26 protein-coding genes are annotated in these 23,455 nt (G+C 67.9%); 9 read left to right on the top strand and 17 right to left on the bottom strand.

What is annotated here, in order from left to right; translation table 11 throughout:
• Positions 1 to 3: 3 nt before the first annotated feature.
• Complete coding sequence (locus AC3WLF_RS07710; RefSeq protein WP_340526850.1) at positions 4 to 705, bottom strand: fumarylacetoacetate hydrolase family protein; 702 nt, start codon at positions 703 to 705, stop codon at positions 4 to 6.
• Positions 706 to 957: 252 nt separating this feature from the next.
• Here AC3WLF_RS07710 and AC3WLF_RS07705 point away from each other — a divergent pair, with 252 nt between their 5' ends.
• The 5 genes from AC3WLF_RS07705 (at position 958) to ybiB (ending at position 6,161) form a co-directional block, all read left to right on the top strand.
• The gene (locus AC3WLF_RS07705; RefSeq protein ID WP_035822600.1) at positions 958 to 1,605 is read left to right on the top strand and encodes an ANTAR domain-containing response regulator; all 648 of its coding nucleotides are present in this window, start codon (positions 958 to 960) and stop codon (positions 1,603 to 1,605) included.
• Positions 1,606 to 1,969: 364 nt separating this feature from the next.
• On the top strand, positions 1,970 to 3,280 hold the full coding sequence (locus AC3WLF_RS07700; RefSeq protein ID WP_492318946.1) for a CmpA/NrtA family ABC transporter substrate-binding protein: 1,311 nt from the start codon (positions 1,970 to 1,972) through the stop codon (positions 3,278 to 3,280).
• A gap of 51 nt (positions 3,281 to 3,331) precedes the next feature.
• Complete coding sequence (gene ntrB / locus AC3WLF_RS07695; RefSeq protein ID WP_492318945.1) at positions 3,332 to 4,237, top strand: nitrate ABC transporter permease; 906 nt, start codon at positions 3,332 to 3,334, stop codon at positions 4,235 to 4,237.
• Positions 4,238 to 4,255: 18 nt separating this feature from the next.
• Positions 4,256 to 5,059, top strand: a complete 804-nt coding sequence (locus AC3WLF_RS07690; RefSeq protein ID WP_492318944.1) for an ABC transporter ATP-binding protein — start codon at positions 4,256 to 4,258, stop codon at positions 5,057 to 5,059.
• A 109-nt stretch (positions 5,060 to 5,168) separates the two neighbouring features.
• The gene (gene ybiB / locus AC3WLF_RS07685; protein WP_492318943.1) at positions 5,169 to 6,161 is read left to right on the top strand and encodes a DNA-binding protein YbiB; all 993 of its coding nucleotides are present in this window, start codon (positions 5,169 to 5,171) and stop codon (positions 6,159 to 6,161) included.
• A 19-nt stretch (positions 6,162 to 6,180) separates the two neighbouring features.
• On the opposite strand, the gene AC3WLF_RS07680 is transcribed toward ybiB, so the two are convergent.
• Complete coding sequence (locus tag AC3WLF_RS07680) at positions 6,181 to 7,056, bottom strand: pirin family protein (RefSeq protein ID WP_492358012.1); 876 nt, start codon at positions 7,054 to 7,056, stop codon at positions 6,181 to 6,183.
• A 340-nt stretch (positions 7,057 to 7,396) separates the two neighbouring features.
• On the opposite strand from AC3WLF_RS07680, the gene rpoH reads away from it, so the two are divergent.
• Positions 7,397 to 8,323 (top strand): RNA polymerase sigma factor RpoH, encoded by a 927-nt coding sequence (rpoH, locus tag AC3WLF_RS07675; protein ID WP_011614472.1) that lies wholly within the window; start codon positions 7,397 to 7,399, stop codon positions 8,321 to 8,323.
• Positions 8,324 to 8,429: 106 nt separating this feature from the next.
• Here rpoH and AC3WLF_RS07670 read toward each other — a convergent pair whose 3' ends face one another.
• From AC3WLF_RS07670 to AC3WLF_RS07650, 5 genes are all read right to left on the bottom strand, one after another.
• A complete protein-coding gene (locus AC3WLF_RS07670; protein WP_492318941.1) occupies positions 8,430 to 9,050 on the bottom strand; it encodes an SCO family protein in 621 nt (206 codons plus the stop codon).
• A gap of 128 nt (positions 9,051 to 9,178) precedes the next feature.
• On the bottom strand, positions 9,179 to 10,123 hold the full coding sequence (cyoE, locus tag AC3WLF_RS07665; protein WP_013955446.1) for a heme o synthase: 945 nt from the start codon (positions 10,121 to 10,123) through the stop codon (positions 9,179 to 9,181).
• Positions 10,120 to 11,232 (bottom strand): COX15/CtaA family protein, encoded by a 1,113-nt coding sequence (locus tag AC3WLF_RS07660; protein WP_492318939.1) that lies wholly within the window; start codon positions 11,230 to 11,232, stop codon positions 10,120 to 10,122. Before AC3WLF_RS07660 ends, cyoE begins: the two co-directional genes overlap by 4 nt.
• 11 nt (positions 11,233 to 11,243) lie before the next feature.
• Positions 11,244 to 11,894, bottom strand: coding sequence for an SCO family protein (locus AC3WLF_RS07655; protein WP_492318938.1), 651 nt, complete (start codon positions 11,892 to 11,894; stop codon positions 11,244 to 11,246).
• 53 nt (positions 11,895 to 11,947) lie between these two features.
• The gene (locus tag AC3WLF_RS07650; RefSeq protein WP_492318937.1) at positions 11,948 to 12,715 is read right to left on the bottom strand and encodes an SURF1 family protein; all 768 of its coding nucleotides are present in this window, start codon (positions 12,713 to 12,715) and stop codon (positions 11,948 to 11,950) included.
• 75 nt (positions 12,716 to 12,790) lie between these two features.
• Here AC3WLF_RS07650 and AC3WLF_RS07645 point away from each other — a divergent pair, with 75 nt between their 5' ends.
• Positions 12,791 to 13,000, top strand: coding sequence for a twin transmembrane helix small protein (locus AC3WLF_RS07645; protein ID WP_492318936.1), 210 nt, complete (start codon positions 12,791 to 12,793; stop codon positions 12,998 to 13,000).
• Between the two features lie 129 nt (positions 13,001 to 13,129).
• On the opposite strand, the gene AC3WLF_RS07640 is transcribed toward AC3WLF_RS07645, so the two are convergent.
• The 8 genes from AC3WLF_RS07640 to AC3WLF_RS07605 all read right to left on the bottom strand — a co-directional run bounded on the left by AC3WLF_RS07640 (position 13,130) and on the right by AC3WLF_RS07605 (position 19,934).
• Positions 13,130 to 13,990 carry a cytochrome c oxidase subunit 3 gene (locus tag AC3WLF_RS07640; RefSeq protein WP_492318935.1) on the bottom strand — a complete coding sequence of 287 codons (861 nt, stop codon included), beginning with the start codon at positions 13,988 to 13,990 and terminating at the stop codon, positions 13,130 to 13,132.
• A 144-nt stretch (positions 13,991 to 14,134) separates the two neighbouring features.
• On the bottom strand, positions 14,135 to 14,359 hold the full coding sequence (locus AC3WLF_RS07635; protein ID WP_010814817.1) for a DUF2970 domain-containing protein: 225 nt from the start codon (positions 14,357 to 14,359) through the stop codon (positions 14,135 to 14,137).
• Positions 14,360 to 14,397: 38 nt separating this feature from the next.
• The gene (locus AC3WLF_RS07630; protein WP_492318934.1) at positions 14,398 to 15,009 is read right to left on the bottom strand and encodes a cytochrome c oxidase assembly protein; all 612 of its coding nucleotides are present in this window, start codon (positions 15,007 to 15,009) and stop codon (positions 14,398 to 14,400) included.
• 17 nt (positions 15,010 to 15,026) lie between these two features.
• Positions 15,027 to 15,158 carry a cytochrome oxidase small assembly protein gene (locus AC3WLF_RS07625; protein ID WP_010814819.1) on the bottom strand — a complete coding sequence of 44 codons (132 nt, stop codon included), beginning with the start codon at positions 15,156 to 15,158 and terminating at the stop codon, positions 15,027 to 15,029.
• Between the two features lie 73 nt (positions 15,159 to 15,231).
• Complete coding sequence (gene ctaD / locus AC3WLF_RS07620) at positions 15,232 to 16,839, bottom strand: cytochrome c oxidase subunit I (protein ID WP_010814820.1); 1,608 nt, start codon at positions 16,837 to 16,839, stop codon at positions 15,232 to 15,234.
• A gap of 38 nt (positions 16,840 to 16,877) precedes the next feature.
• Complete coding sequence (coxB, locus tag AC3WLF_RS07615) at positions 16,878 to 18,140, bottom strand: cytochrome c oxidase subunit II (RefSeq protein WP_492318933.1); 1,263 nt, start codon at positions 18,138 to 18,140, stop codon at positions 16,878 to 16,880.
• A gap of 58 nt (positions 18,141 to 18,198) precedes the next feature.
• A complete protein-coding gene (locus tag AC3WLF_RS07610; RefSeq protein WP_492319069.1) occupies positions 18,199 to 18,708 on the bottom strand; it encodes a DUF2244 domain-containing protein in 510 nt (169 codons plus the stop codon).
• Positions 18,709 to 18,980: 272 nt separating this feature from the next.
• Positions 18,981 to 19,934: a methyltransferase domain-containing protein gene (locus AC3WLF_RS07605; protein ID WP_492318932.1), complete on the bottom strand. Its 954-nt coding sequence runs from the start codon at positions 19,932 to 19,934 to the stop codon at positions 18,981 to 18,983.
• Here AC3WLF_RS07605 and AC3WLF_RS07600 point away from each other — a divergent pair.
• The gene (locus AC3WLF_RS07600) at positions 19,923 to 20,780 is read left to right on the top strand and encodes a ComF family protein (RefSeq protein ID WP_492358011.1); all 858 of its coding nucleotides are present in this window, start codon (positions 19,923 to 19,925) and stop codon (positions 20,778 to 20,780) included. The two genes, AC3WLF_RS07605 and AC3WLF_RS07600, sit on opposite strands and share 12 nt — an antisense overlap.
• 82 nt (positions 20,781 to 20,862) lie before the next feature.
• Positions 20,863 to 21,333: a tRNA (uridine(34)/cytosine(34)/5-carboxymethylaminomethyluridine(34)-2'-O)-methyltransferase TrmL gene (trmL, locus tag AC3WLF_RS07595; RefSeq protein ID WP_492318930.1), complete on the top strand. Its 471-nt coding sequence runs from the start codon at positions 20,863 to 20,865 to the stop codon at positions 21,331 to 21,333.
• 16 nt (positions 21,334 to 21,349) lie between these two features.
• On the opposite strand, the gene AC3WLF_RS07590 is transcribed toward trmL, so the two are convergent.
• Both AC3WLF_RS07590 and AC3WLF_RS07585 read right to left on the bottom strand, forming a co-directional pair.
• Positions 21,350 to 22,327: a Bug family tripartite tricarboxylate transporter substrate binding protein gene (locus AC3WLF_RS07590; RefSeq protein WP_492318929.1), complete on the bottom strand. Its 978-nt coding sequence runs from the start codon at positions 22,325 to 22,327 to the stop codon at positions 21,350 to 21,352.
• Positions 22,328 to 22,363: 36 nt separating this feature from the next.
• Positions 22,364 to 23,380 carry an NAD(P)H-dependent glycerol-3-phosphate dehydrogenase gene (locus AC3WLF_RS07585; protein ID WP_492318928.1) on the bottom strand — a complete coding sequence of 339 codons (1,017 nt, stop codon included), beginning with the start codon at positions 23,378 to 23,380 and terminating at the stop codon, positions 22,364 to 22,366.
• Positions 23,381 to 23,455: the final 75 nt, after the last annotated feature.

Here is a 23,455-nt window from a genome sequence, read left to right as displayed (position 1 = left end):
GGATCAGACTACCTTGATGGTGAGATCGCCCACGCCGCCGACGTGGCACTGCATGACATCGCCCTTGACCACCGGGCCCACGCCTTCGGGCGTGCCGCTGAAGATCAGGTCGCCCGGCTGCAGCTCGAACAGCTTCGACAGGTACGACACCATCTCCGGCACCGACCAGATCAGGTCGGACAGGTCGCCGCGCTGCTTCTCCACGCCGTTGACCGCCAGCGTCACCGCGCCCTTCTCCGGATGGCCGATGGCCGAGACCGGCACGATCGGGCCGATCGGCGCGGACTGGTCGAAGGCCTTGCCGGTCTCCCAGGGACGGCCAGTCTTCTTCGATTCGTTCTGCAGGTCGCGGCGGGTCATGTCCAGGCCCACGGCGTAGCCGAACACGTGGCCGGCTGCCTGGTCGACCGGGATGTCCCGTCCGCCCTTGCCGATCGCCACCACCAGCTCCACTTCATAGTGGCAGTTGCTGGTGCCCGGCGGGTACGGGAAGGCACCTTCGGTGCCGTCGGCGACGTAGCTGACCGCGTCGGACGGCTTGCAGAAGAAGAACGGCGGCTCGCGGTCGGGGTCCGAGCCCATTTCACGGGCGTGGGCAGCATAGTTGCGGCCGACGCAGTACACGCGCCGGACCGGGAAACTAGCATTGCTGCCGCGCACCGGCACGCCAACGGGCGCGGCCGGGGCGAACACGAATTCGGTCATGCATCTCTCCAGATTGTTCTGATCGGTGCTGCGGCGCGGGTGGGCAGGATTGCAGGATGCAGCCATGCGCGGCGTCGCCAGCAGACGCCCCGGCGCAGCAGGGCAACAGGATACACCGCGAGAGTTGGCTCTGCGTACGACCGCATACAATGAATCCAGGCATCCTCGCAGCGCCAGCGCACCGGACTGGCGCAGGTACCGGATACTTGCCCGGCGCGAATCTTGCATGGCGCACTGCAACAGAGCCTAGCCATGACACGACGCCACCCGCCCCCATCGCCCACCGCTGCTGCACCTGCCCCGCCCACTGCCGGCGGCCGGGTGTTGCGGATCCTGCTCGTGCGCGACCCGCATGACGCCGACCCGCTGAACGTCGAAACCATCCGCGGCGGGCTGGTCAGCGCGGGCTTTACCGAGATCCAGATCGTCGACGCCGACCTGCGCCTGCCGGATGTGATCACGGCCACCCAGCCCGACATGCTGATCATCGCGTCCGAATCCGCCGCGCGCGACACCATCGAGCATGTCTGCGTCTCGACCCAGCATGCGCCGCGTCCGATCGTGCTGTTCACCGACAACGACGACAGCCAGCGCATCAAGGCAGCGCTGACGGCGGGGATCACCGCCTATATCGTCGACGGCCTGCGCGCCGAGCGCGTCAAGACCGTGCTCGACGTGGCCTACGCGCGCTTCGAACTGGACCAGCAGCTGCGCGCCGAGCTCGATGCCACCCGGCTCAAGCTGGCCGAGCGCAAAGTGGTCGAGCGCGCCAAGGGGCTGCTGATGCAGGCGCGCGGCCTCAGCGAGGACGAGGCCTACAAGCGCCTGCGCAGCATGGCGATGGAGCGCGGCCTGAAGCTGGTGGACGCGGCCCAGCGCGTGATCGACGTGATGGGCTGAGCCGCTCCCGCCTGCCAGCCGTGGTGCGCTGCCGCACGCGACTGGTGCAATGCACGCTCCTGGCGCTGCCGCGCTGCTCCACCTCCCTCCTATGCTCCCCCGAATGTGGCGGCGGCCAGCGCGCGCGCACCGCATCCGATCATTACCTCCCGATCCGTCACAAATCCGCCCTCGAATGCTGCACTGCACAGGCTGGCACACGCCTTGCGTTATGCAGGTATCGGCCAACGGCGGCCGACCAACAATTTCGGCGGACACGGCCAACGCGGGCTGCGTCACGCCACGGACAACGGCGTCCCTGCGCCGCACCGGTCTTCTGGCGAAGCCGGTCGCGGAGGGGACGCTTTTTTCTTGGAGCCATGCAATGCCCTCTCGCCTCAGGATTGCCAAGCCGCTGCACGCAGCCGTCCACGTTCCCGACGCGGCTGCCGACGCCGTGCCGGCCAGCAGCGGCCGCCGCCGCGCGCTGGCCACCATCGCCGGCGCCAGCGTGATGACGCTGGTCGATCCGCTGGTGCGCGCCGGTGCGTGGGCAGCGGGCTCGGACGCGCCCGAGAAGGCCGACGTGCGCATCGGCTTTATCCCGCTGACCGACTGCGCCTCGGTGGTGATGGCCGCCACGCTCGGGCTGGACAAGAAATACGGCATCAAGATCACGCCGACCAAGGAAGCCTCATGGGCCGGCGTGCGCGACAAGCTGGTCAACGGCGAGCTGGACGCGGCGCACGTGCTGTACGGCCTGATCTACGGCGTGCAGCTGGGCATCGGCGGCCCGAAGAAGGACATGGCCGTGCTGATGAACCTGAACCACAACGGCCAGGCCATCACGCTGTCGTCCAAGCTCGCCGAGAAAGGCGTCAAGGACGGCGCCAGCCTGAAGGCGCTGATGATGAAGGAGAAGCGCGACTACACCTTCGCCCAGACCTTCCCCACCGGCACGCACGCGATGTGGCTGTACTACTGGCTGGCGGCCAACGGCATCAACCCGATGCAGGACGCCAAGGCCATCACGGTGCCGCCGCCGCAGATGGTGGCCAATATGCGCGTGGGCAATATGGATGGCTTCTGCGTGGGCGAGCCCTGGGGCGCGCGCGCCATCGCCGACAAGATCGGCTTCACCGCAGAGACCACGCAGGCCATCTGGAAGAGCCACCCCGAGAAGACCCTGGGCACCACCGCGGAGTTCGTGCAGAAATACCCCAACACCGCGCGCGCGATGGTGGCCGCGGTGCTGGAGGCATCGAAGTTCATCGATGCGTCAGCCTCCAACCGCCGCAAGACCGCCGAGACCATTGCCGCCAAGTCCTACGTCAACACCGACATGGACATCATCCTGGACCGCATGCTGGGCCGCTACACCAACGGCCTGGGCAAGACCTGGGACGACCCCGACGCGATGAAGTTCTACCAGGACGGCAGCGCCAACTACCCGTACCTGTCAGACGGCATGTGGTTCCTGACCCAGCACAAGCGCTGGGGCCTGCTGAAGGAACATCCGGACTATCTCGCCGTGGCCAGGCAGGTCAACCGCATCGACGTCTACAAGCAGGCCGCCGCCGCCGCGCAGGTGCCGCTGCCCAAGAGCGACATGCGCAGCGCCAAGCTGATCGACGGCGTGGTCTGGGACGGCAAGGACCCCAAGGCCTACGCCGACGGTTTCAAGATCAAGGCCTGACGCAAGCCTTCCCCCACTGATCCGCAGTGCCCCTGACGAAAGGAGCCAGACGTGAATGCCATAGCCCACCCCACGCCTGATGGTGCAACCGTAGCCGCCAGCGCCGACCCCGACACCAAGGAGCGGGCGCGCCGGCGCGAGCAGGAAATCGCCGCGCAGGCACGGCGCTCGCAACGCCGCGAGGCGGTCGCCGCGCTGGTGCTCAAGGCCGTGCCGCCGGCACTGGGCTTTGCCCTGTTCGTGCTGGCCTGGCACGGCATCGCCACGATGATCCCGGCCATCCCCACGCCGCAGGCCACATGGAACGCCGCGGTGCCGCTGTTTGCCGACCCGTTCTACCGCAACGGGCCCAATGACCAGGGCATCGGCTGGAACGTGCTGGCATCGCTGGCGCGCGTCGCGGCGGGCTTCGGCCTGGCCGCGCTGGTCGGCATCCCGGCCGGCTTCCTGATCGGGCGCTTCGCCTTCCTGAACGCGATGACCGCGCCGGTGATCAGCCTGCTGCGGCCGGTCTCGCCGCTGGCGTGGCTGCCGATCGGCCTGCTGCTGTTCAAGGCCGCCAACCCGGCCGCGATCTGGGCGATCTTCATCTGCTCGATCTGGCCGATGGTGATCAACACCGCGGTCGGCGTCACGCGCGTGCCGCAGGACTACCTGAACGTGGCGCGCGTGCTGGACCTGTCGGAATGGAAGGTGTTCACGCGGGTGCTGTTCCCCGCGGTGCTGCCCTACATGTTGACCGGCGTGCGGCTGTCGATCGGCACCGCGTGGCTGGTGATCGTCGCGGCCGAGATGCTGACCGGCGGCACCGGCATCGGCTTCTGGCTGTGGGACGAATGGAACAACCTGAAGGTCGAGCACATCGTGATCGCGATCTTCGTGATCGGCATCATCGGGCTGCTGCTGGAGCACGCGCTGCTGGCGCTGGCCCGGCGCTTCAGCTACGGCACCAACTGACACGCGGGGAGAATCGCCATGGACAAGTTCGTCAGCATCGAAAACGTCGGCCAGACCTTCAAGACCCGCAAGGGCCCGTTCGTCGCCCTGCGCGATATCAACCTGCATATCGCCGAGGGCGAGTTCATCACGCTGATCGGCCATTCAGGCTGTGGCAAGTCCACGCTGCTGAACCTGGTCGCGGGACTGGCCACGCCCACCACCGGCGCGCTGATCTGCGCCGGGCGCGAGATCGCCGGGCCGGGGCCGGAGCGCGCGGTGGTGTTCCAGAACCATTCGCTGCTGCCGTGGCTGACGTGCTTCGAGAACGTCTACCTGGGCGTGGAGCGCGTCTTCGCCGCCAGCGAGAGCAAGCCGCAGCTCAAGGCGCGCACGCACGACACGCTGGCGCTGGTGGGCCTGACGCACGCCGAGAACAAGTACCCGCATGAGATCTCCGGCGGCATGAAGCAGCGCGTGGGCATTGCCCGCGCGCTGGCGATGGCGCCCAAGGTGCTGCTGATGGACGAGCCCTTCGGCGCGCTCGATGCGCTCACGCGCGCGCACCTGCAGGACGAGCTGATCAAGATCGTGGCGCGCACCCGCAGCACCGTGGTGATGGTGACCCACGATGTCGACGAGGCCGTGCTGCTGGCCGACCGCATCGTCATGATGACCAACGGTCCGGCCGCGACCATCGGCGAGATCCTGAAGGTGGAGCTGCCGCGTCCGCGCGACCGCGTCGCGCTGGCCGACGACAAGGGCTACCACGCCTGCCGCACCGCGGTGCTGGACTTCCTCTACCGCAAGCAGCGCAACCCGGCGCTGCAGGAAGCCGCGTAGTGCCCGCCGGCCGCGTGCGGGTGGGCGGCCCTATGTGGCACAGGCGGCGATGGGCGCGGCGGCCTGGCTCCGCTATCATGAACCCAGAACAGACTACCCCCACGCCGCCATGACCACGCCAGCCACGTCCTTCCCTGCTGCCCGCTATATCAAGGAGATCGGCCGCGGCGTCAACGGCGCGCGGGCGCTGCCGCGCGAAGACGCGCAGGCCCTGTTCGACGCCATGCTGGCCGGGCGCGTCTCGGACCTGGAGCTTGGCGCCATCCTGATGGCCTACCGCATCAAGGGCGAGGCCCCGCACGAGCTGGCCGGCATGCTGGAAGCCGCCCATGCGCACTGCCAGCCGCTGCCGGCGCCGCCTGACCGGCAGGTGGTGGTGATCCCCAGCTACAACGGCGCGCGCAAGCAACCCAACCTGGTGCCGCTGCTGGCGCTGCTGCTGGCGCGCGAAGATGTCCCCGTGCTGGTGCACGGCACGCGCCTGTTCAATGGCCGCGTGACCAGCATGACGCTGTTCGAGGCGCTGGGCGTGCCCTTGTGCGCGACTACCGGCGAGGCCTCGGCACGGCTGCGCGAGGGCAGCGACCTCGGGCCGCTGGCGGTGCTGCCGGTGGATGTGCTGTCGCCCGGGCTGTCGCAGCTGCTGGAGCGGCGCACCGTGATCGGCCTGCGCAATTCGGCGCACACGGTGGCCAAGATGCTGCAGCCGGTGGGCGAGCATTCGCCCGCGGAAGGGTTGCGCCTGTACAGCTACACCCACCCCGAATACCGCGAGACGCTGACCGACTACTTCTCGCATGAACCCGCCAACGTGCTGCTGGCACGCGGCACCGAGGGCGAAGTGGTGGCCGATGCGCGCCGCACCAGCCGCATCGACTGGCTGCACGAGGGGCACCAGCAGACGCTGGTCGATCCGGCCGTGGGTTCGCTGGCCGAAGTGCCTGAACTGCCGCCCGGCAGCGACGCCGGCCAGACCGTGGCCTGGATCCGGCGCGTGCTGGACGGCGCGGCGCCGGTGCCGGCGCCGATCGCGATCCAGGTCGAGGCTATCCGCGAATGCCTGCGGCAAGGCACCCGCGTGACCTGGGCCAGCCCGGTCTGAGCCAGCCCCGGGACCGCTGTCAGGGCTTGCGCGGGGGCAGCGGGATGCGCTCGGTCTCGCCCGGCACGTGCGGGAACTGGTCGTCCTCCCAGCGCTGGGCGGCGGCCTCGATCGCCACCTTGCTGCTGGCAACGAAATTCCAGTAGATAAAACGGTGCCCGTCGGTCGGGTCACCGCCCAGCAGCATTACGCGCGACGGTGTCGTGGCCGTCAGCGTTGCGGGCTGGCCCGGCGTGAGCACCACCATATGCTCGGCCGGCAGCGGCTCGCCGTCGAGCGCCACCGCGCCATCCACCGGATAGATGCCCCGCTCGGCATGATCGGCCGGGATCTCCACGCTCGCGCCCGCATCCAGCTCGATCGCCACATACAGGGTGCGGCTGAAGATCTTGACCGGAGAGACCTGGCCAAAGGCATCGCCCGCAATCACCACCATGCGCACGCCCGGCCGCTCGATCCGTGGCAGCGTGGCGGCTGGATGGTGGAAAAACGACGGCTCGGCACCCTCATGCTCCTGCGGCAGTGCCACCCAGGTCTGGATGCCGTGCAGGCGGGCCCCGGCGGGGCGCACATGCTCGGGCGAGCGCTCCGAGTGCACGATGCCGTGCCCGGCGGTCATCCAGTTGACATCGCCCGGGCGGATCGCCTGGTCGCTGCCCAGGCTGTCTCGGTGGATGATCTCGCCCTCGAACAGATAAGTGACCGTGGCCAGTCCGATATGTGGATGCGGGCGCACGTCGGCTCCGCCGCCCGGCGGCAGTTGCACCGGCCCCATATGGTCGAAGAAGATAAACGGCCCGACAGTCTGGGAGGCGGCGGCGGGCAACAGCCGGCGCACGGTAAAATCGCCCAGGTCGCGCACATGCGGCTTGAGCAAGTGTTCGATAGCAGACATAACTCCTCCGGTGGAATGAGAGAGGCTTGCAAGGATGCCAGCGCGCCGCAGCTTGGTCGAGTGTAGCCGCTGCTGCAACAAATCATTGCAGCAGCGGGCAGAACCCCCATGCCCCGCACCGCTCTAACATCCAGTGCGCCGAACCGTGGGTATCGTTCCCGCCGCTCGAAGTGGCAAGTAGCTATGCCAGCAGCAAGAGCAATCGAGAGGAACTATCACGACCATCGGGGCTCCAATTAGCACTCACCCGGCCTGAGTGCTAATATGTGTTGCAGTGCCACCGCCCCAACAGGCGCGGCATCCCGGCAACCGAACCGCCGGATGCGAAAGGAGCCATTGAGTGAACGCAGTCTTGTCTGCCGACCAAACCCTGAATAACCGTCTGCCGACGGCACCCCGGAGCACGGGCAGCTTCGCGCTGACCTTCCCGGCCACCGTTGGCAACCTCGACAGCTATATCCAGGCTGTCCACCGGATTCCGCTGTTGACCGCGGAGGAAGAGCAGCGCCTGGCGCGCGAGCTCCGCGACCACGATTCCGTTGATGCTGCCCGCCAGATGGTGATGTCCCACCTGCGTCTGGTGGTGTCGATCGCCCGCCAGTACCTGGGCTATGGCCTGCCCCACGCCGACCTGATCCAGGAAGGCAATATCGGCCTGATGAAGGCGGTCAAGCGCTTCGACCCCGACCAGGGCGTGCGCCTGGTGTCGTACGCGATGCACTGGATCAAGGCCGAGATCCACGAATACGTGCTGAAGAACTGGCGCATGGTCAAGGTGGCCACCACCAAGGCCCAGCGCAAGCTGTTCTTCAACCTGCGCAGCCACAAGCAGGGCGCGCACACGTTCACGCCGGAGCAGGTCGAGGCCGTGGCGCGCGAGCTGAACGTCAAGCCCGAAGAAGTGATGGAGATGGAGACCCGCCTGTCGGGCGGCGACCTGGCGCTGGAAGGCCAGATCGACGACGGCGAAGAGGAATTCGCCCCCATCGCCTACCTGGCGGACAACCACAACGAGCCCACCCGCGTGCTGGAAGCCAAGCGCCACGACCGCATGCAGGTCGAGGGCCTGGAAGAAGCGCTGGGCAAGCTGGACGAACGCAGCCGCCGCATCATCGAGGCGCGCTGGCTGCACGTCGAGGACGATGGCTCGGGCGGGTCCACGCTGCATGAGCTGGCTGACGAGTTCGGCGTCTCGGCCGAGCGCATCCGCCAGATCGAGGCCGCGGCCATGAAGAAGATGAAGGGGGCGCTGCAGGCGTTCGCCTGATCCGCACCCCCAGCCATGCAAAAGGCCGGTCCACTGGACCGGCCTTTTTGTTGCCCGCGAGAGGGTGAGTGCGACCTTATGCCGCACCCCTTCCCTCCCTTTCACGTCACGACAGCAGCTGTTTCAGGTCGTGCGCGATCGGATCCGGACCCTGGCCGTGGCGGATGAACAGCCGCAGCTTGCCGTCCGGGTCGAACACATAGCTGCCCGCGGAGTGGTCAACCGTGTAGTTGGTCGGGGAGCTGCCCGGCACCTTGGCGTAGAACACCTTGAAGTCCTTGGTCAACTTCTGCAGTGCGGCTTCGTCGGCCGGGCGCAGCCCCAGGAAGCGCCCATCGAAGGCCGGCACGTACTGGGCCAGCAGCGCCTGCGTGTCGCGTTCCGGGTCGACCGTGACGAACAGCACCTGCACGCGGTCGGCGTCGGGGCCCAGTTTCTCCATCACCGCCTTCAGTTCGGCCATCGTCGTCGGGCACACGTCGGGACAGTGGGTGTAGCCGAAGAACATCACCACCGCCTTGCCCTTGAAGTCGGCGATGGTGCGCACCTTGCCGTGATGGTCGGTCAGCGAGAAGTCCTTGCCGAAGTCCGCCGCGCCGGTGATGTCGACATTGCGGAACGAGGCCTTCTGCTGCCCGCAGGCAGCCACGGCCAGCGCAAGCGCGGCCAGCAGGGAAAAGCGGCGGAAGGCGGCGAACAGGCCGGAGGCGGGGCTTAGGCGGGGCATGCGGCGGAGACCGGTCAGGGGTGGGAGGAAACAGCGGCAGCGGAGGGCGGCGACATCACGCAGTATCGCCGATCGTGCCGCCACGCTGCGCCGGCCGCGACAAGATGCCGCAGCCGGTCGGCCACAGGTCAGACCTGCGGCACGAACTTGAAGTAGTGGTCGACCAGCAGCGCGGCGAACAGCAGCGACAGGTACAGGATCGAGAAGCGGAAGGTGCGCTGCGCCAGCTCGTCTGAATAGTTGCGGTACATCTTCCAGGCGTAGGCCAGGAAACCCGCGCCCAGCGCCAGCGCGGCCGCCAGGTAGATATAGCCGCTCATGCCGTAGACAAAGGGCAGCAGCGTCGCGGCGATCATGATCAGCGTGTACAGCAGGATATGCAGCAGCGTGTAGCGCTCGCCGTGCGTGACCGGCAGCATCGGCAGGCCGGACTTGGCGTAGTCGGCGCGGCGGTACAGCGCCAGGGCCCAGAAGTGCGGCGGGGTCCAGGTGAAGATGATCAGCACCAGGAACCAGGCCTCGGCCGGCACCTCGCCCGCCACCGCGGCCCAGCCCAGCGCCGGCGGCATCGCCCCCGACAGCCCGCCGATCACGATGTTCTGCGGCGTGGCCGGCTTGAGCAGGATGGTGTAGACCACCGCGTAGCCGAGGAAGGTGGCAAAGGTCAGCCACATCGTCAGGTCGTTGGCGTAGACGTGCAGCAGCCACATGCCGGCGCCGCCCAGGATGGCGGAGAACACCAGGGTCTGCGGCGTGGTGATCTCGCCGGTGGCCGACGGGCGCCACGCGGTGCGGCGCATCAGCGCATCGATCTTCTGCTCGACCAGGCAATTGATGGCAAAGGCCGCACCGGCCAGCAGCCAGATGCCGGCGGCGCCGCCGATCAGCACGCGCCACGGCACCATGCCGGGCGTGGCCAGGAACATGCCGATGATGGCGCAGAACACGGCCAGCTGCGTCACGCGCGGCTTGGTCAGGGCGGCATATTGTCGGGCAAGGTGCCGTATCCGGCTCAACTTGCCCAGCGAATGGGGGTGGGTAGCGGTAACCACGGAAGGGGTCTTGTCTTTCATGTGGCGCGGGCGGCGTTCGGCACGGCAGCGGGGGCGCCGGCGGCCCGCATGGTGAGCCCTGCGAGCCCTGTATTGTAGTGGAGGCGGACCAGCAGCAGCAGGAGCAGCGCCGCGCCGCCGTTATGCGCAACCGCGGCCACCAGCGGCCAGTCGAACACGATATTGGACATCCCGGTGGCCAGTTGCAGCACCAGCGTGGCCAGCAGCCAGCCGGCCGCGCGCGCGAGCCCTTCAAGCCTGCGCGCGCGCAGGCCAAGCCACGCCAGGTAGCCCAGCACGACAAAGGCAAAGCCGCGGTGCACCCAGTGGATCGCCACCAGCGCCGCGTGCGGGATGTAGTCGCCGTCGGCGGTCATGCCAAGCTGGCGCCACAGCGTGAAGCCGTGGCGGAAATCCATCTCGGGCACCAGCTGGCCGTTGCACAGCGGGAAGTCGGTGCAGGCCAGCACCGCGTAGTTGGTGCTGACCCAGCCCCCCAGGAAGATCTGGATCACCAGCAGCAGCAGGCCGATGCGCACCGGCCAGCGCAGCCGCGCGGCCTGCGCCGCGACCGGGTGCGGTGGATCGTTGCGCGAACCCAGCTGGATCAGCACGGCCAGCAGAGCCATGCCCAGCATCAGGTGCGTGACCACGATGATCGGCTGCAGCTTCAGGGTCACGGTGAAAGCGCCGAACGCACCCTGCACGCACACCAGCAGCAGCACCCCGGTGGCGAACCACGGCGACTGCTTCAGCTCGCGCCGCTTGACCCACGCCAGCACCATCAGCGTGATGATCAGCACCCCGACCGCCATGGCGAAGTAGCGGTGGATCATCTCGATCCACGCCTTGGCCAGCGTCACGGGGCCGCTGGGCAGCGCGGTCTCGGCCGCGCGGATCGGCTCCATCGCGGCGTGCGGGTTGGAGTGCCCGTAGCAGCCGGGCCAGTCGGGGCAGCCCAGGCCAGAGTCGGTCAGGCGCGTGAAGCTGCCGAACATGATCAGGTCCAGCGTCAGGAACGCCGTGATCCAGGCGAGCTTGCGGTACTTGTTGCGGTCCCCCTTCACCAGCACGTAGGACAGCGGGAACAACGCGATCAGGATGCCGATGATGGCCAGTTGCAGCAGCATGCCGTCCCCTTTTAGCCGATGCGCGAGACCTTGAGCAGCTTCTTCAGGTCGCCGCTCATCTTCTTGGGGTCCGGGTCCTGCGGGAAACGCATCATCAGGTTGCCCAGCGGGTCGACCAGGAACAGGGTGTCCTCGGCGCGCTTGCCGGGTTCGGCCGGCAGCCACTGATGCGCGGCCTGGCGGTCGATGCGCAGGAAGCGCACACCCGCGTAGGGCTCGTTGTAGGCGGCGTTCAGGCGCTCGTCGATCTTGCCGTCGTCGGTCACCAGCCACACCGGCACGATGCGTTCGCGGTCCTGGCCCTGCCCCGCGCGGATCTGGCGGATGGTGAAGAGCTTCTTCGCGCAGGCCTCGTCGCAGGCGGACGGATCGGTGGTCACCAGCAGCCACTTGCCGCGGAACTGCTCCAGCGGCACGGCCCGGCCCTGCTCGTCGGTGACGCGCACCGGCGGCATCGGCCGCTGCGGGTCGACCAGCGTGCCGTAGTTGGTGGCGCCGCCACGCGGCTTTATGACGTAATAGGTGAAGTAAGAGGCGATCACCGGCGACGCGCACACCAGCAACAGCATCAGCATCTGCAGGCGGCCGCGGCGCGTGCGCGCATCGATGCGGGTATCCGGCGGCGAGGCCGCGGTGGCCGGGGCGGAGTCTTGCTGTGCCATGGAGTACGTCTGTCCTTTGTCTTCGGCGAGCGCATGCGCCCGGTTCATTCGAGTTACGGTGCTGCCACCCGGCGCGCGCGGCGCCAGCCCAGCACGACCACCAGCACCACCGTCAGCGCGGCCAGCCCGAACCACTGGAAGGCATAGCCGTAGTGCCGCTCCGCGCCCAGGTCGGCCGGGGCCCAGTCGCGCGCCAGGCCATCGCCGCTGTCGCTGCGCTGCTCCAGCACCAGCGGGTGCAGCGCCAGGCCGGTTTCGGCCGCATAGGCAGCGAGGTCCAGGTTCTGGCGGATCTTGCTGCCGGCGGCGTCCTGGCCCAGGCTATAGACCCGCGGCACGGCCGCCAGTGCCGTGCCTTCGATCGTCACCTCGCCCTCGGGCGTGGGGAACGGCGCAATCCGGGTGCGGTCCTGGGCGTCGCGCGGCAACCAGCCGCGCAGCACCAGCACCGCCTGCATGGCGCCGGCGGCACCTGCGGGCGCCGGCGAGGCGGCTGAAATCCGTAGCGGCGTCAGCACCAGGAAGCCGGCGCGGCTATCCCCGGGGCTGCTGCCATTGCCGTGGGGGCGATTATCCAGCAATACGGTGCGGGCTGTGTCAAAGCGCCCGGTCACGCGGACCGTGCGGTCGGTCACAACCTGCGGCAGCGGGGCCGTGCCCAGCACCACCGGCGGCTGCGCCGACAGCGCCTGCAGCCGCGCCGCGCGCGCCTCCTTGTCGTGCGCGCGGTTGAGCTGCCAGTTGCCCAGCGCGCAGGTCACGGCGATCACCACCAGCGCAGCGGCCAGCGGCAGCGGGCTGAACCAGCGGCGCACCGTCATCGCCAGGCGGGACCGCTACGCGGGCCGGTGCGATAATGGGCTTTTCCGTCGCTCCTGGCCCCGACCTGCCCCGCCATGCGCTTTGTCATCATCGTTGCCTTCATCCTGATCATCGCCAGCCTGGCCTCCGCCCTGTTCTTCATGATGCGCGACCGCGGCACGACCCCCAACATGATGCGCTCGCTGATGCTGCGCGTCGGCTTCTCGGTGGCGCTGTTCCTGTTCATCCTGTTCGCGAACTGGATGGGCTGGATCCACAGCACGGGCATCCGCATGGCGCCCTGAACGCCAGCAAGCGGGCACCAGGCTCGCAAAAGACAAACGCCGCAGGCTGGACCACCTCCTGCGGCGTTTCTCTTTTGCGTTGGCGCCGGCGGCCTCCGGGAGACGCGCCGGCGGGTACGGCAGCCGGATTTACAGCCAGTACACCACGACGTAGAGGAACAGCCACACCACGTCAACAAAGTGCCAGTACCAGGCAGCGCCTTCGAATGCAAAGTGGTGGTCAGGCGTGAAGTGGCCCTTCAGCACGCGGACCAGCACCACGGCCAGCATGATCGCGCCCATGGTCACGTGGAAGCCGTGGAAGCCGGTCAGCAGGAAGAAGGTCGAGCCGTAGATGCCCGAGGTCAGCTTCAGGTTCAGTTCCGAGTAGGCGTGCATGTACTCGTACACCTGGAAGCACATGAAGACCGCGCCCAGCAGGATGGTCAGCGACAGGCCCTGGATCAGCTGGTTGCGCTTGCCGGCCAGCAGCGCGTGGTGCGCCCAGGTCAGCGTCAGGCCGGACATCAGCAGCAGCGCGGTGTTGATGGTCGGGATCGGCCACGGACCCATGGTCTGGAAATTTTCCACCACGCCGGCCGGGCCGGTGTTGGGCCACACCGCGGCAAAGTCGGGCCACAGGATCTTGTTGTTCAGGTCGCCCAGCCAGGGCATGGCGATGGTGCGGGCATAGAACAGCGCGCCGAAGAAGGCCGCGAAGAACATCACCTCCGAGAAGATGAACCAGCCCATCGACCAGCGGAACGACAGGTCGATGTTCTTGCCGTACATGCCACCTTCGGACTCGCTGATGGCGTCGCCAAACCAGCTCTTGAGCACGAACAGGAACCACAGCAGGCCGAAGCCGCACAGGTACGGCGCCCAGGGCTGCCCGTTTACCCAACCGGCGGCTCCCGCGCCCGTCATCAGCAGGCCGAAGCTTGCCGTGATCGGGTGGCGCGACGGGCCCGGTACGAAGTAGTACGGAGCGTTTGCGCGATTCGCACTCATTCTTTTATCTCCAGCTCAGAGTCTTTGATTCAGTATTCGTGATCCGCGCTTTGGCACTGCGGGCCGTCCCCTCCTCCGGGCCAGCCCCGCCGCCGCGGTTGCTTTGTTCTGCGACTGCTTTTGTTGTCTACCCTTCCTGCCCTGCTATCCCGCTGCCTGCCCCACCACGGTGCGCACGATGAGCACCAGCACCGCGATGAAGATGGCCGCCGCGATCACGCCGGCGATCACCACATGCACCGGGTTCAGCCGGGCCATGTCGCGCTCGTGCTCGGCGCCTTTGCGCAGGCCGATGAACGACCACAACACCGCGCGCATGGTCTGCCCGAACGACATCTTGCGCTTGACCGCGTCCTTCATCTCATCCATCGCCCGTCCTCCTCAGCCCCGGCATGCACCGCGCCGCCTCAGATGCCCTTGCCGGCCGGTGCCGGCTGCGGCGCCAGCTGGCCCTCGGGCGCCTGCGCCACCGGCGCACCCACCTCGAAGAAGGTGTACGACAGCGTAATATTCTTCACATCCTTGGGCAGCGCGGGATCGATCACGAACACCACCGGCATCTCGCGCGCCTCTTTCGCCTTGAGCGTCTGCTGCTTGAAGCAGAAGCACTCCAGCTTCATGAAATACTGGGTCGCCTGCTTGGGCGCGTAGCTCGGGATCGCCTGCGCCGAGATATCGCGCGGCTGCCCGTTGGCCACCTCGTAGACGATAGTCGCCATCTCGCCCGGATGCACTTCCATGCTGTTCTTCACCGGCCGGAAGGCGAAGGGCCCGCGCGCGTTGGAGTCGAACTCCACCGTGACGGTGCGGCTCTTGTCGACCTGCGTGTTCTTCACCGCGCCGTGCAGCTCGCGCGTGGTGATCACGTTGATGCCGGTGATCTCGCAGATCTTCTTGTACAGCGGCACCAGCGCATAGCCGAAGCCGAACATCACGGCCACGATCACGACCAGGCGCAGCATCATGCCGCGGTTGAACCGCTTATCCGCTTCTTTGCCAGCCTGCTGGTCGATGCTCATCTCGCTACCCTGCCGCCTCAGCCAAGAAACATCATCTTGGCGAAGAACCCCAGAAAGAAAACCACCACGATCGACAGCAGGATCAGGCCAAGGCGCCGGTTGGCGGCCTTCTGGTCCGGGCGTGATGGGCTTTTGTCTGGAGACTGCATAGCTGCTTCTGTTGCTTGCCGGCGCGGGAGGCGACGCTGCCGCCTCCCGCTGCCTGATTACGCTGGCCGCGCCTTAGCGGACCTGCGGGGGAACTTCAAAGGTGTGGAACGGCGCCGGCGACGGCACGGTCCACTCCAGGCCCTCGGCGCCATCCCAGGGCTTGTCGGCGGCCTTCTCGCCACCGCGGTACGACGGCAGCACCACGAAGAAGAAGAAGTACACCTGCATCAGGCCGAAGCCCAGCGCACCGATCGACGCGATCGCATTGAAGTCAGCGAACTGGGTCGGGTAGTCGGCATAGCGACGCGGCATGCCGGCCAGTCCCAGGAAGTGCATCGGGAAGAAGGTCACGTTGAAGAAGATGATCGACCCCCAGAAGTGGATCTGGCCGCGGGTTTCGTTGTACATGAAACCGCTCCACTTCGGACCCCAGTAGTAGAAGCCCGCGAACAGCGCGAACAGCGAGCCGGCCACCAGCACATAGTGGAAGTGCGCCACGATGAAATAGGTGTCCTGCAGCTGGATGTCGATCGGGGCCACGGCCGGCATCAGGCCGGTAAAGCCGCCGATGGTGAACACGAAGATGAAGCCGATCGAGAACAGCATCGGGGTCTCGAAGGTCATCGAGCCGCGCCACATGGTGGCGATCCAGTTGAAGATCTTCACGGCGGTGGGCACCGCGATCAGCATGGTCGCGTACATGAAGAACAGCTGGCCGGTCACCGGCATGCCGGTCGTGAACATGTGGTGGGCCCACACGATGAACGACAGGATGGCGATCGAGGCGGTGGCGTACACCATCGAGCTGTAGCCGAACAGGCGCTTGCGGGCAAACGCCGGCACCACCTGCGAGACGATCCCGAACGCCGGCAGGATCATGATGTACACCTCGGGGTGGCCGAAGAACCAGAAGATGTGCTGGTACATCACCGGGTCGCCGCCGCCGGCGGCCGAGAAGAAGCTCGTGCCGAAGTGGCGGTCGGTCAGCACCATGGTAATGGCGCCGGCCAGCACGGGCATCACGGCGATCAGCAGGTAGGCGGTGATCAGCCAGGTCCAGCAGAACATCGGCATCTTCATCAGCGTCATGCCCGGGGCGCGCATGTTGAGGATGGTCACGATGATGTTGATCGAGCCCATGATCGACGACGCACCCATGATGTGCATCGCGAAGATGGCCATGTCCATGCCCGGGCCCATCTGCACCGACAGCGGCGCGTACAGGGTCCAGCCGGCGGCGGTGGCGCCGCCCGGGACCAGGAACGAACCGGCCAGCAGCAGCGCGGCCGGCGGCATCAGCCAGAAGCTGAAGTTGTTCATGCGCGCGAACGCCATGTCGGACGCGCCGATCTGCAGCGGGATCATCCAGTTGGCGAAGCCGACGAAGGCCGGCATGATCGCGCCGAACACCATCACCAGGCCGTGCATGGTGGTGAACTGGTTGAACAGCTCGGGGCGGAAGAACTGCAGGCCCGGCTCGAACAGCTCCAGGCGGATCAGCAGTGCCAGCAAGCCGCCCGACAGCAGCATGATGAACGAGAACAGCAGGTACAGCGTACCGATGTCCTTGTGGTTGGTCGCGAACAGCCAGCGGCGCCAGCCATGCGGGTGGTCGTGCGCGTGGTCGTCATGCGCATGATCGTGCGGATGGGCGAGCGCGTCCGGGGTAGCAGTACTCATCGCAAATGCTCCTCTAATCCTGTTCTGTCTTCAGCGGGTCAGCCCGCGACGCGGTTGCCCGCGAGGCTGGCCTGCTTGTCAGCCTTGTCGGCCGGCTTGGCTTCGGCCTTCGGCGCCGCGCCGCCTGCCGCGCCGCCGCCCTCGGGGAACTTGCCCGCACGGGCACCCACGAAGTCGCTCGGCTGGACCACTTCACCCGTCTTGTTGCTCCAGGCGTTGCGCGTATAGGTCATGACCGCGGCCAGCTCGGTGTCCGAGAGCTGCTTCCACGACGGCATGGCACCCTTGCCTTCCATCATGATGTGCATCTGGCCGGCCTTGGGGCCATTGACCAGCTTGGAGCCGTCCAGCGCCGGGAAGGCGCCGCCGCCCTTGCCGTTGGGCTGGTGGCAGACCGCGCAGTTGGCGGCGTAGACCTTCTCGCCACGCACCTTCGACTCGTCCAGCGTCCAGGTCTTGTTGGGATCGTCGGCCTTGGCCGCCAGCTCCTTCTTCTTGCCGTCGACCCACTTGGTGTAGTCGGCGTCCGAAACCACGCGTACCACGATCGGCATGAAGGCGTGTTCCTTGCCGCACAGCTCGGCGCACTGGCCGCGGTACACGCCGATCTTCTCGGCCTTGAACCAGGTGTCGCGCACGAAGCCGGGGATCGCATCCTGCTTGACGCCGAAGGCCGGGATCATCCAGGCGTGGATCACGTCGTTGGCGGTGGTGACGATGCGGATCTTCTTGTTGACCGGCACGACCAGCTCGTTGTCCACCTCCATCAGGTAGGTGTTCGACTTGGGCTGCTCGTTGTTGATCTGCTCGCGCGGGGTGGTCAGGGTCGACACGAAGGAGATGCCTTCGCCTTCGCCCTTCAGGTAGTCATAGCCCCACTTCCACTGGTAGCCGGTGGCCTTGATGGTGATGTCGGAGTTGGTGGTGTCCTTCATCGCCACCACGGTCTTGGTCGCCGGCAGGGCCATCGCAATCACGATAATGAACGGGACGATGGTCCAGATCACTTCGACCGTGATGCTCTCGTGGAAGGCAGCCGGCTTGGCACCTTTGGCCTTGCGGTGCTTGAAGACGGAATAAAACATCACGCTGAATACCGCGATGAAGATCACCGTGCACATGATCAACATCATCCAGTTCAGCCAGTGAATCTGTTCGGCGATCTTGGTTACCGGCTCGGTCAGGTTGAGCTGGCGCACGGCGGGGCCGCCCGGCATGTCGCTGACCGCGGACGCCGCCTGGCTGGCAAGCAGGGACGCGCCGGCCAGACAAACTGCGGATGCCTTCTTCCACATTTTCATTTGTTATCTACCCAATTTACAGATTCAAATCTGTCCCCGCCGCCGCCACCGCCGCCTCTCAGAGGCGGCGCAAGGCCGCTGCGAGCTCCTGCGCGAACTTGCGTCGCCGGTACGGGTCCACGTAACACCCCACCTGTACCTCACGTCCGCCCGAGCGCAGCGTCACCAGCGCGCGGAACGATTCACCCAGTTCGACCCGCACCCAGCGCGGGTTGAATTCCTGGCGCGTCACCTTTGTGCCGCTGGCTGTCTCCACGACCAGCATGCCGTCGGTAATGCTGACGCGCTCATAGTCTGTCGCATGGCGCGCATACACCAGCAGCGCGATCCCCAGCCCGATCAGCTCGATGCTGGCAAACGGCAGCACGAGCCAGGACCCTTGCCACGCGAAAAACAACGCGATGGCAAGCGAAACCGTGAGGATCGAGAGGTAAAACCAGCCGACCTGGCGTGGACTCAGCGAGCAATTCCGCTTCATCAGCCAGTCGTGGGGCGCGGGGGGAGGTCCGTCGAGATTTCCGCCGGAGTCACCACCTGCCGTCTGGAATGCGATACCCAAGTCTTGCATCGCCAACCACTCTGCATCGGATGCACACCCGGGACGATGGCGTCCGGGCCGCACAGTGCAAGTGCAAAACCAGGACGTTCTTGTGCCAGGGGACCACTGCGACAAACTGGCGCATTATAGGGCGCTTCCCATACACGGACAAGGGCGCGCCTTGACCGGACGGCTTGCGCGCCGCTTGATTCTGTGCATAGGGAAGGGCCCCGCCATCGCCCTGCCCGCCGCGTCGGCGCTATGTTTGCGGCAATCCCGCACCGGCGCAAGTTAACTCTGTTTTAACTTGTCCGACGCGGCCTTGCACGGCCGATCTGGTCCAGCGGCACCACCGCGCGGCCCTGGTCGTCGAGCGCCTGGCCGCCACGCGGGGCCAGCTTCCAGGCGTGGCCGTAGACGATCTCGAAGGTCAGCGGGATCACGCCGTCGGCGTTGCGCCGGCGCTCCAGCGCCTGCGCCAGCGCCTGGTACCAGCCGCGGCCGCGCAGGCCCTGCGGCAGCGCCCCGGCCGGCCCGCGCAGGCCGCCGAAGGCCTGCACCTCGCGCAGCAGCGTGGCGGGGGACTCGTAGGTCACGGTCAGCGCCTCCATGTCCATCACCGGGGTGGACCAGCCGCTGTGCACCAGCATGTCGCCGATATCGTGCATGTCGACAAAGCGCAACGTATGGGGTGCCTGGTCGACTTCGGCAAAGGCCGCGCGCAGCTCCTTCAGGGTATCCGGGCCGAACAGCGAGAACAGCACCAGACCTTCGTCCCGCGCCACGCGGTGCCACTCCGGAAACACGCGGTGCGGCTCCGGATGCCAGTGCAGCGCCAGGTTGGACCACAGCAGGTCGAAGCTCGCGGGCGCAAAAGGCAGTGTGGCAAGATCGCCCTGGACCAGGTCAAAGAGCGGCCGCTTGCCCAGCATGCGGCCGATCCAGCCGGGCCGGCGCTGCGGGTCGCGCTGGCCGGCCTCGGCCAGCATCGCGCCGGAGATGTCCAGCCCGGCGATCTGCGCATCCGGGAAGCGCGCGCGCAGCCCGGCCAGGCCCTGGCCGTGGCCGCAGCCGATATCCAGCGCGCGCTGCGGCGCCAGGCGGATCACTTCCATGCGCTCCTGCATGCGGCGGCCGATCTCGCCCAGCAGGAAGTCCAGCTGGCCGAAGCCGCGGCTGCGCCGGTCGAAGGCTAGCCGGGTCAGGCGCGCGGGCGGCAGGAAGGCATCGGGGGAATCAGCGGCATGCAGGGACACGGGCAGACAGGGCAGCAAGAAAACCAGGAACCGGCGCGGGGACAGATACAGGATCAGGCCCGGACGCCGGATGAACGCGGCCGCCGCGCCCGATGGGCCGCGGCCGGACGGCAAGTATACGCGCGCGCCGCGCTGGCTGCCGGCGCCGCCGGCAAGGTGCTGGCCGGCGCCGGCGAACTGCTGCTGCCGAGCGCCTGCGCGCTGTGCGGCGCGGTGCAGCGGCAGGTGGTCTGCGCGCCCTGTGCCGCCGACTTGCTGCGCCCGGTGCGGCGCTGCCCCGCCTGCGCGCTGGCGCTGGGGCGCCACTTCCACTGCCCGGCCTGCGCGGCATCGCCCCCGGCCTACGACCAAGCCCACACGCTGGGCGACTACGCTTCGCCGCAGGACCAGCTGGTGCTGGCGCTCAAGTTCGGCCACGCCCTGCCGCTGGCGGGCTGGCTCGCGGCCAGGCTGGCCGCAGGACTGCAGGGGGCCTGGGCCCGACAGCCCGCGCCCGACCTGCTGGCGCCGATCCCGCTGTCGCCGCAGCGGCTGGCCGCGCGCGGCTTCAACCAAGCCTGGGAAATCGCGCGGCCGCTGGCGCGCCACCTGGGACTGCGCGCCGACCCGGTGCTGCTGCAGCGCCAGCGCGACACCGGCAGCCAGAGTGCGCTGGACCTGGCCGCCCGTCAGGTGAACCTGCGCGGCGCCTTCAGGCTGGCGCGCGCCGCGCGGCTGGACGGCCTGCACGTGGCACTGGTGGACGATGTGATGACCTCCGGCGCCACCCTGCACGAGGCCGCCGGCGTGCTCAAGGCGCATGGCGCGGCCCGCGTCAGCGTGATCGTCGCGCTGCGCACGCCGTAGCTTTGGATGACAGTGGCCGGTGCGCGCGGTAAGCTGCGCACCGTTCTGACGAAAGGCGCAGTGCGCCCGCCATCCCCGCATCATGTTCAACGTCGTCCTGGTCGAACCGGAAATCCCGCCCAATACCGGCAATGTGATCCGCCTGTGCGCCAACACCGGCGCGCAGCTGCACCTGGTCAAACCGCTGGGTTTTCCGCTGGAAGACGCGCGCATGCGCCGCGCGGGACTGGATTACCACGAGTACGCCACCATGCGCGTGCATGAAAGCTGGGACGCGCTGATGGCCAGCGAGCAGCCCGACCCGGCGCGCATGTTCGCGCTGACCACGCGCGGCTCGACACCGTTCGGCCAGGTGGCGTTCCGCCCCGGGGACTGGTTCGTGTTCGGTTCCGAAACACGCGGGCTATCGCCGGAGCGGCGCGACTGGTTCCCGGCCGCGCAGCGCATCCGACTGCCGATGCGGCCCGACAACCGCAGCCTGAACCTGTCGAACACGGTCGCCGTGGTGGTGTTCGAGGCGTGGCGCCAGAACGGGTTCGAAGGCGGCAGCTGAGCCGCCCGGCCAGTGCCTACTCCGGCTGCACGCCGGCGGCGCGGATCACCTTGTCCCAGCGCGCCTTCTCGCTCACCATGGTCTGGCGCAGCGAGGCCGGCGCGGTGCCGGCCGGCACGAAATACTGCGCGCGCATCTTGTCGCGCACGTCGGCGCTGCCGATGATCGCCACCAGCTCGCGGTAGAGCCGGTCGATCACAGCCTGCGGCGTGCCCGCCGGCGCCAGCACCGCCTGCCAGGAAATCGCCTCGAAGCCCGGGTAGCCGGATTCCGCCACCGTCGGCACCGACGGCAACACCGCCGTGCGCCCCGTCGTGGTCACGGCCAGCACGCGCAGCTTGCCCGCGTTGACCTGCGGCATCGCGATCGCCGGCACCATGAAGCCCGCCTGCACCTGCCCGCCCACCATCGCCGTGGTGATCTGCGGGAAGCCGGGGTATGGCACGTGCTGCAGGTCGATGCCCGCCATCGCCTTGAGTTGCTCCATCGCCAGGTGCGAGGCGCTGCCGTTGCCGGGCGAGCCATAGTTCAGCTCGGCCGGCTTCGACCGGGCCAGCGCGACGAACTCGCGCAGGTTGTGCACCGGCAGGCGTGCATCCACCACCAGCACGTTGGGCGAGGTCGCCACCAGCGTGACCGGCGCCAGCTGGCGGAACGGGTCGTAGTTCAGGTTGCGCGACAGCGTCGGCGCTGTCACCAGCGGGCCGTTGATGGTGAACAGCAGCGTATAGCCATCGGGGGCGGCGCGCGCCACCATGCCGGTGCCGATATTGCCGCCGGCGCCGGGACGGTTTTCCACCACCACCGGCTGGCCCAGCGCGGCGGCCAGCTTTTCGGTCACGATGCGCGCGATCAGGTCGGGCGATGAGCCCGGCGGGAACGGCACCACCATGCGGACCGGGCGCGCGGGCCAGGGTTGGGCGAAGACGCTGCCGGAAGTCCCGGCGGCGCAGGCGGCAGCCAGCGCGATCAGCGCTTGTCGTCGTGTGGGCATGCGGTGCGGAGGATCAGAAGGTGGATACGCGAGTCATCATTCGTCGCGCGCGTCGCGCTGCAGCAGCTGCGCCACCGCATCGGCGGCGCTCAGCCCGTCGAACAGCACCGCGCAGACCGCGCGGGCGATCGGCATCTCGACACCGTTAGCCGAGGCCAGCTCTGCCACGGCCTGGGCGCAGCGCACGCCCTCGGCGACGTGGCCCAGACCGGCCAGGATCTGCTCCAGGCTCTGCCCCGCCGCCAGCTGCTGGCCGACCTTGCGGTTGCGCGACAGGTCGCCGGTGGCGGTCAGGATCAGGTCGCCCACGCCGGCCAGGCCCATGAAGGTCTCGACCCGGCCGCCCAGCGCCAGCCCCAGGCGCGTCATCTCGGCCAGCCCGCGCGTCACCAGCGCGGCGCGCGCGTTCAGGCCCAGGCCCAGCCCGTCGCTGGCGCCGGTGGCAATGGCCAGCACGTTCTTGACCGCACCGCCGACTTCCACGCCGGTCAGGTCGTCGCTGCCGTAGATGCGCATCGCATGATGGTGGAAGGCCGCCTGCGCGCGCTCCGCCAGCGACGGCTCGTTGCCCGCCACGGTCAGCGCGCACGGCAGCCCCAGCGCCACCTCGCGCGCGAAGCTGGGGCCGGTCAGCACGCCGTAGGCAAAGCCCTCGGTGCGCCCGGCGGCGTCGAGTTCGGCCCGCACCATCTGGTGCGGCAGCAGGTGGGTGCCGGACTCGAAGCCCTTGCACAGCCACAGCATCGACACCGGCCTGGCGCCGCGCGCGGCCAGCCGGCGCGTCATCTCGCGCAGGCCCGCCACCGGCGTGGCCACCACCACGATGCCGTCGGCATCGTCGGCGGCATGCGCCACGGCCTGCTCGAAGTCCGCCTGCACCGCCAGCCTCTCGGACAGCGTCACGCCGGGCAGGTAGGCGGCGTTCTCACGCGTGGCCGCGATGGCCGCGAGTTGCGCGGGGTCGCGCCCCCACAGCACCACGTCATTGGTGGCCGCGGCATGGCTGGCGAGGGCGGTGCCCCAGGCACCGGCACCGAGGAAGGTCAGTTTCATGGCAGCTCGATCCGAGGATGGACGCAGTCGATGGTAGCCCAAAGGCAAAACGGGGCCGCAGCCCCGTTTCGATGA

The sequence above is a fragment of the Cupriavidus sp. FW306-01-F10A genome, from assembly GCF_058782785.1.
The sequence above is the reverse complement of the archived record's forward strand: the minus strand, read 5'-3'. Positions and strand labels throughout refer to the sequence as shown.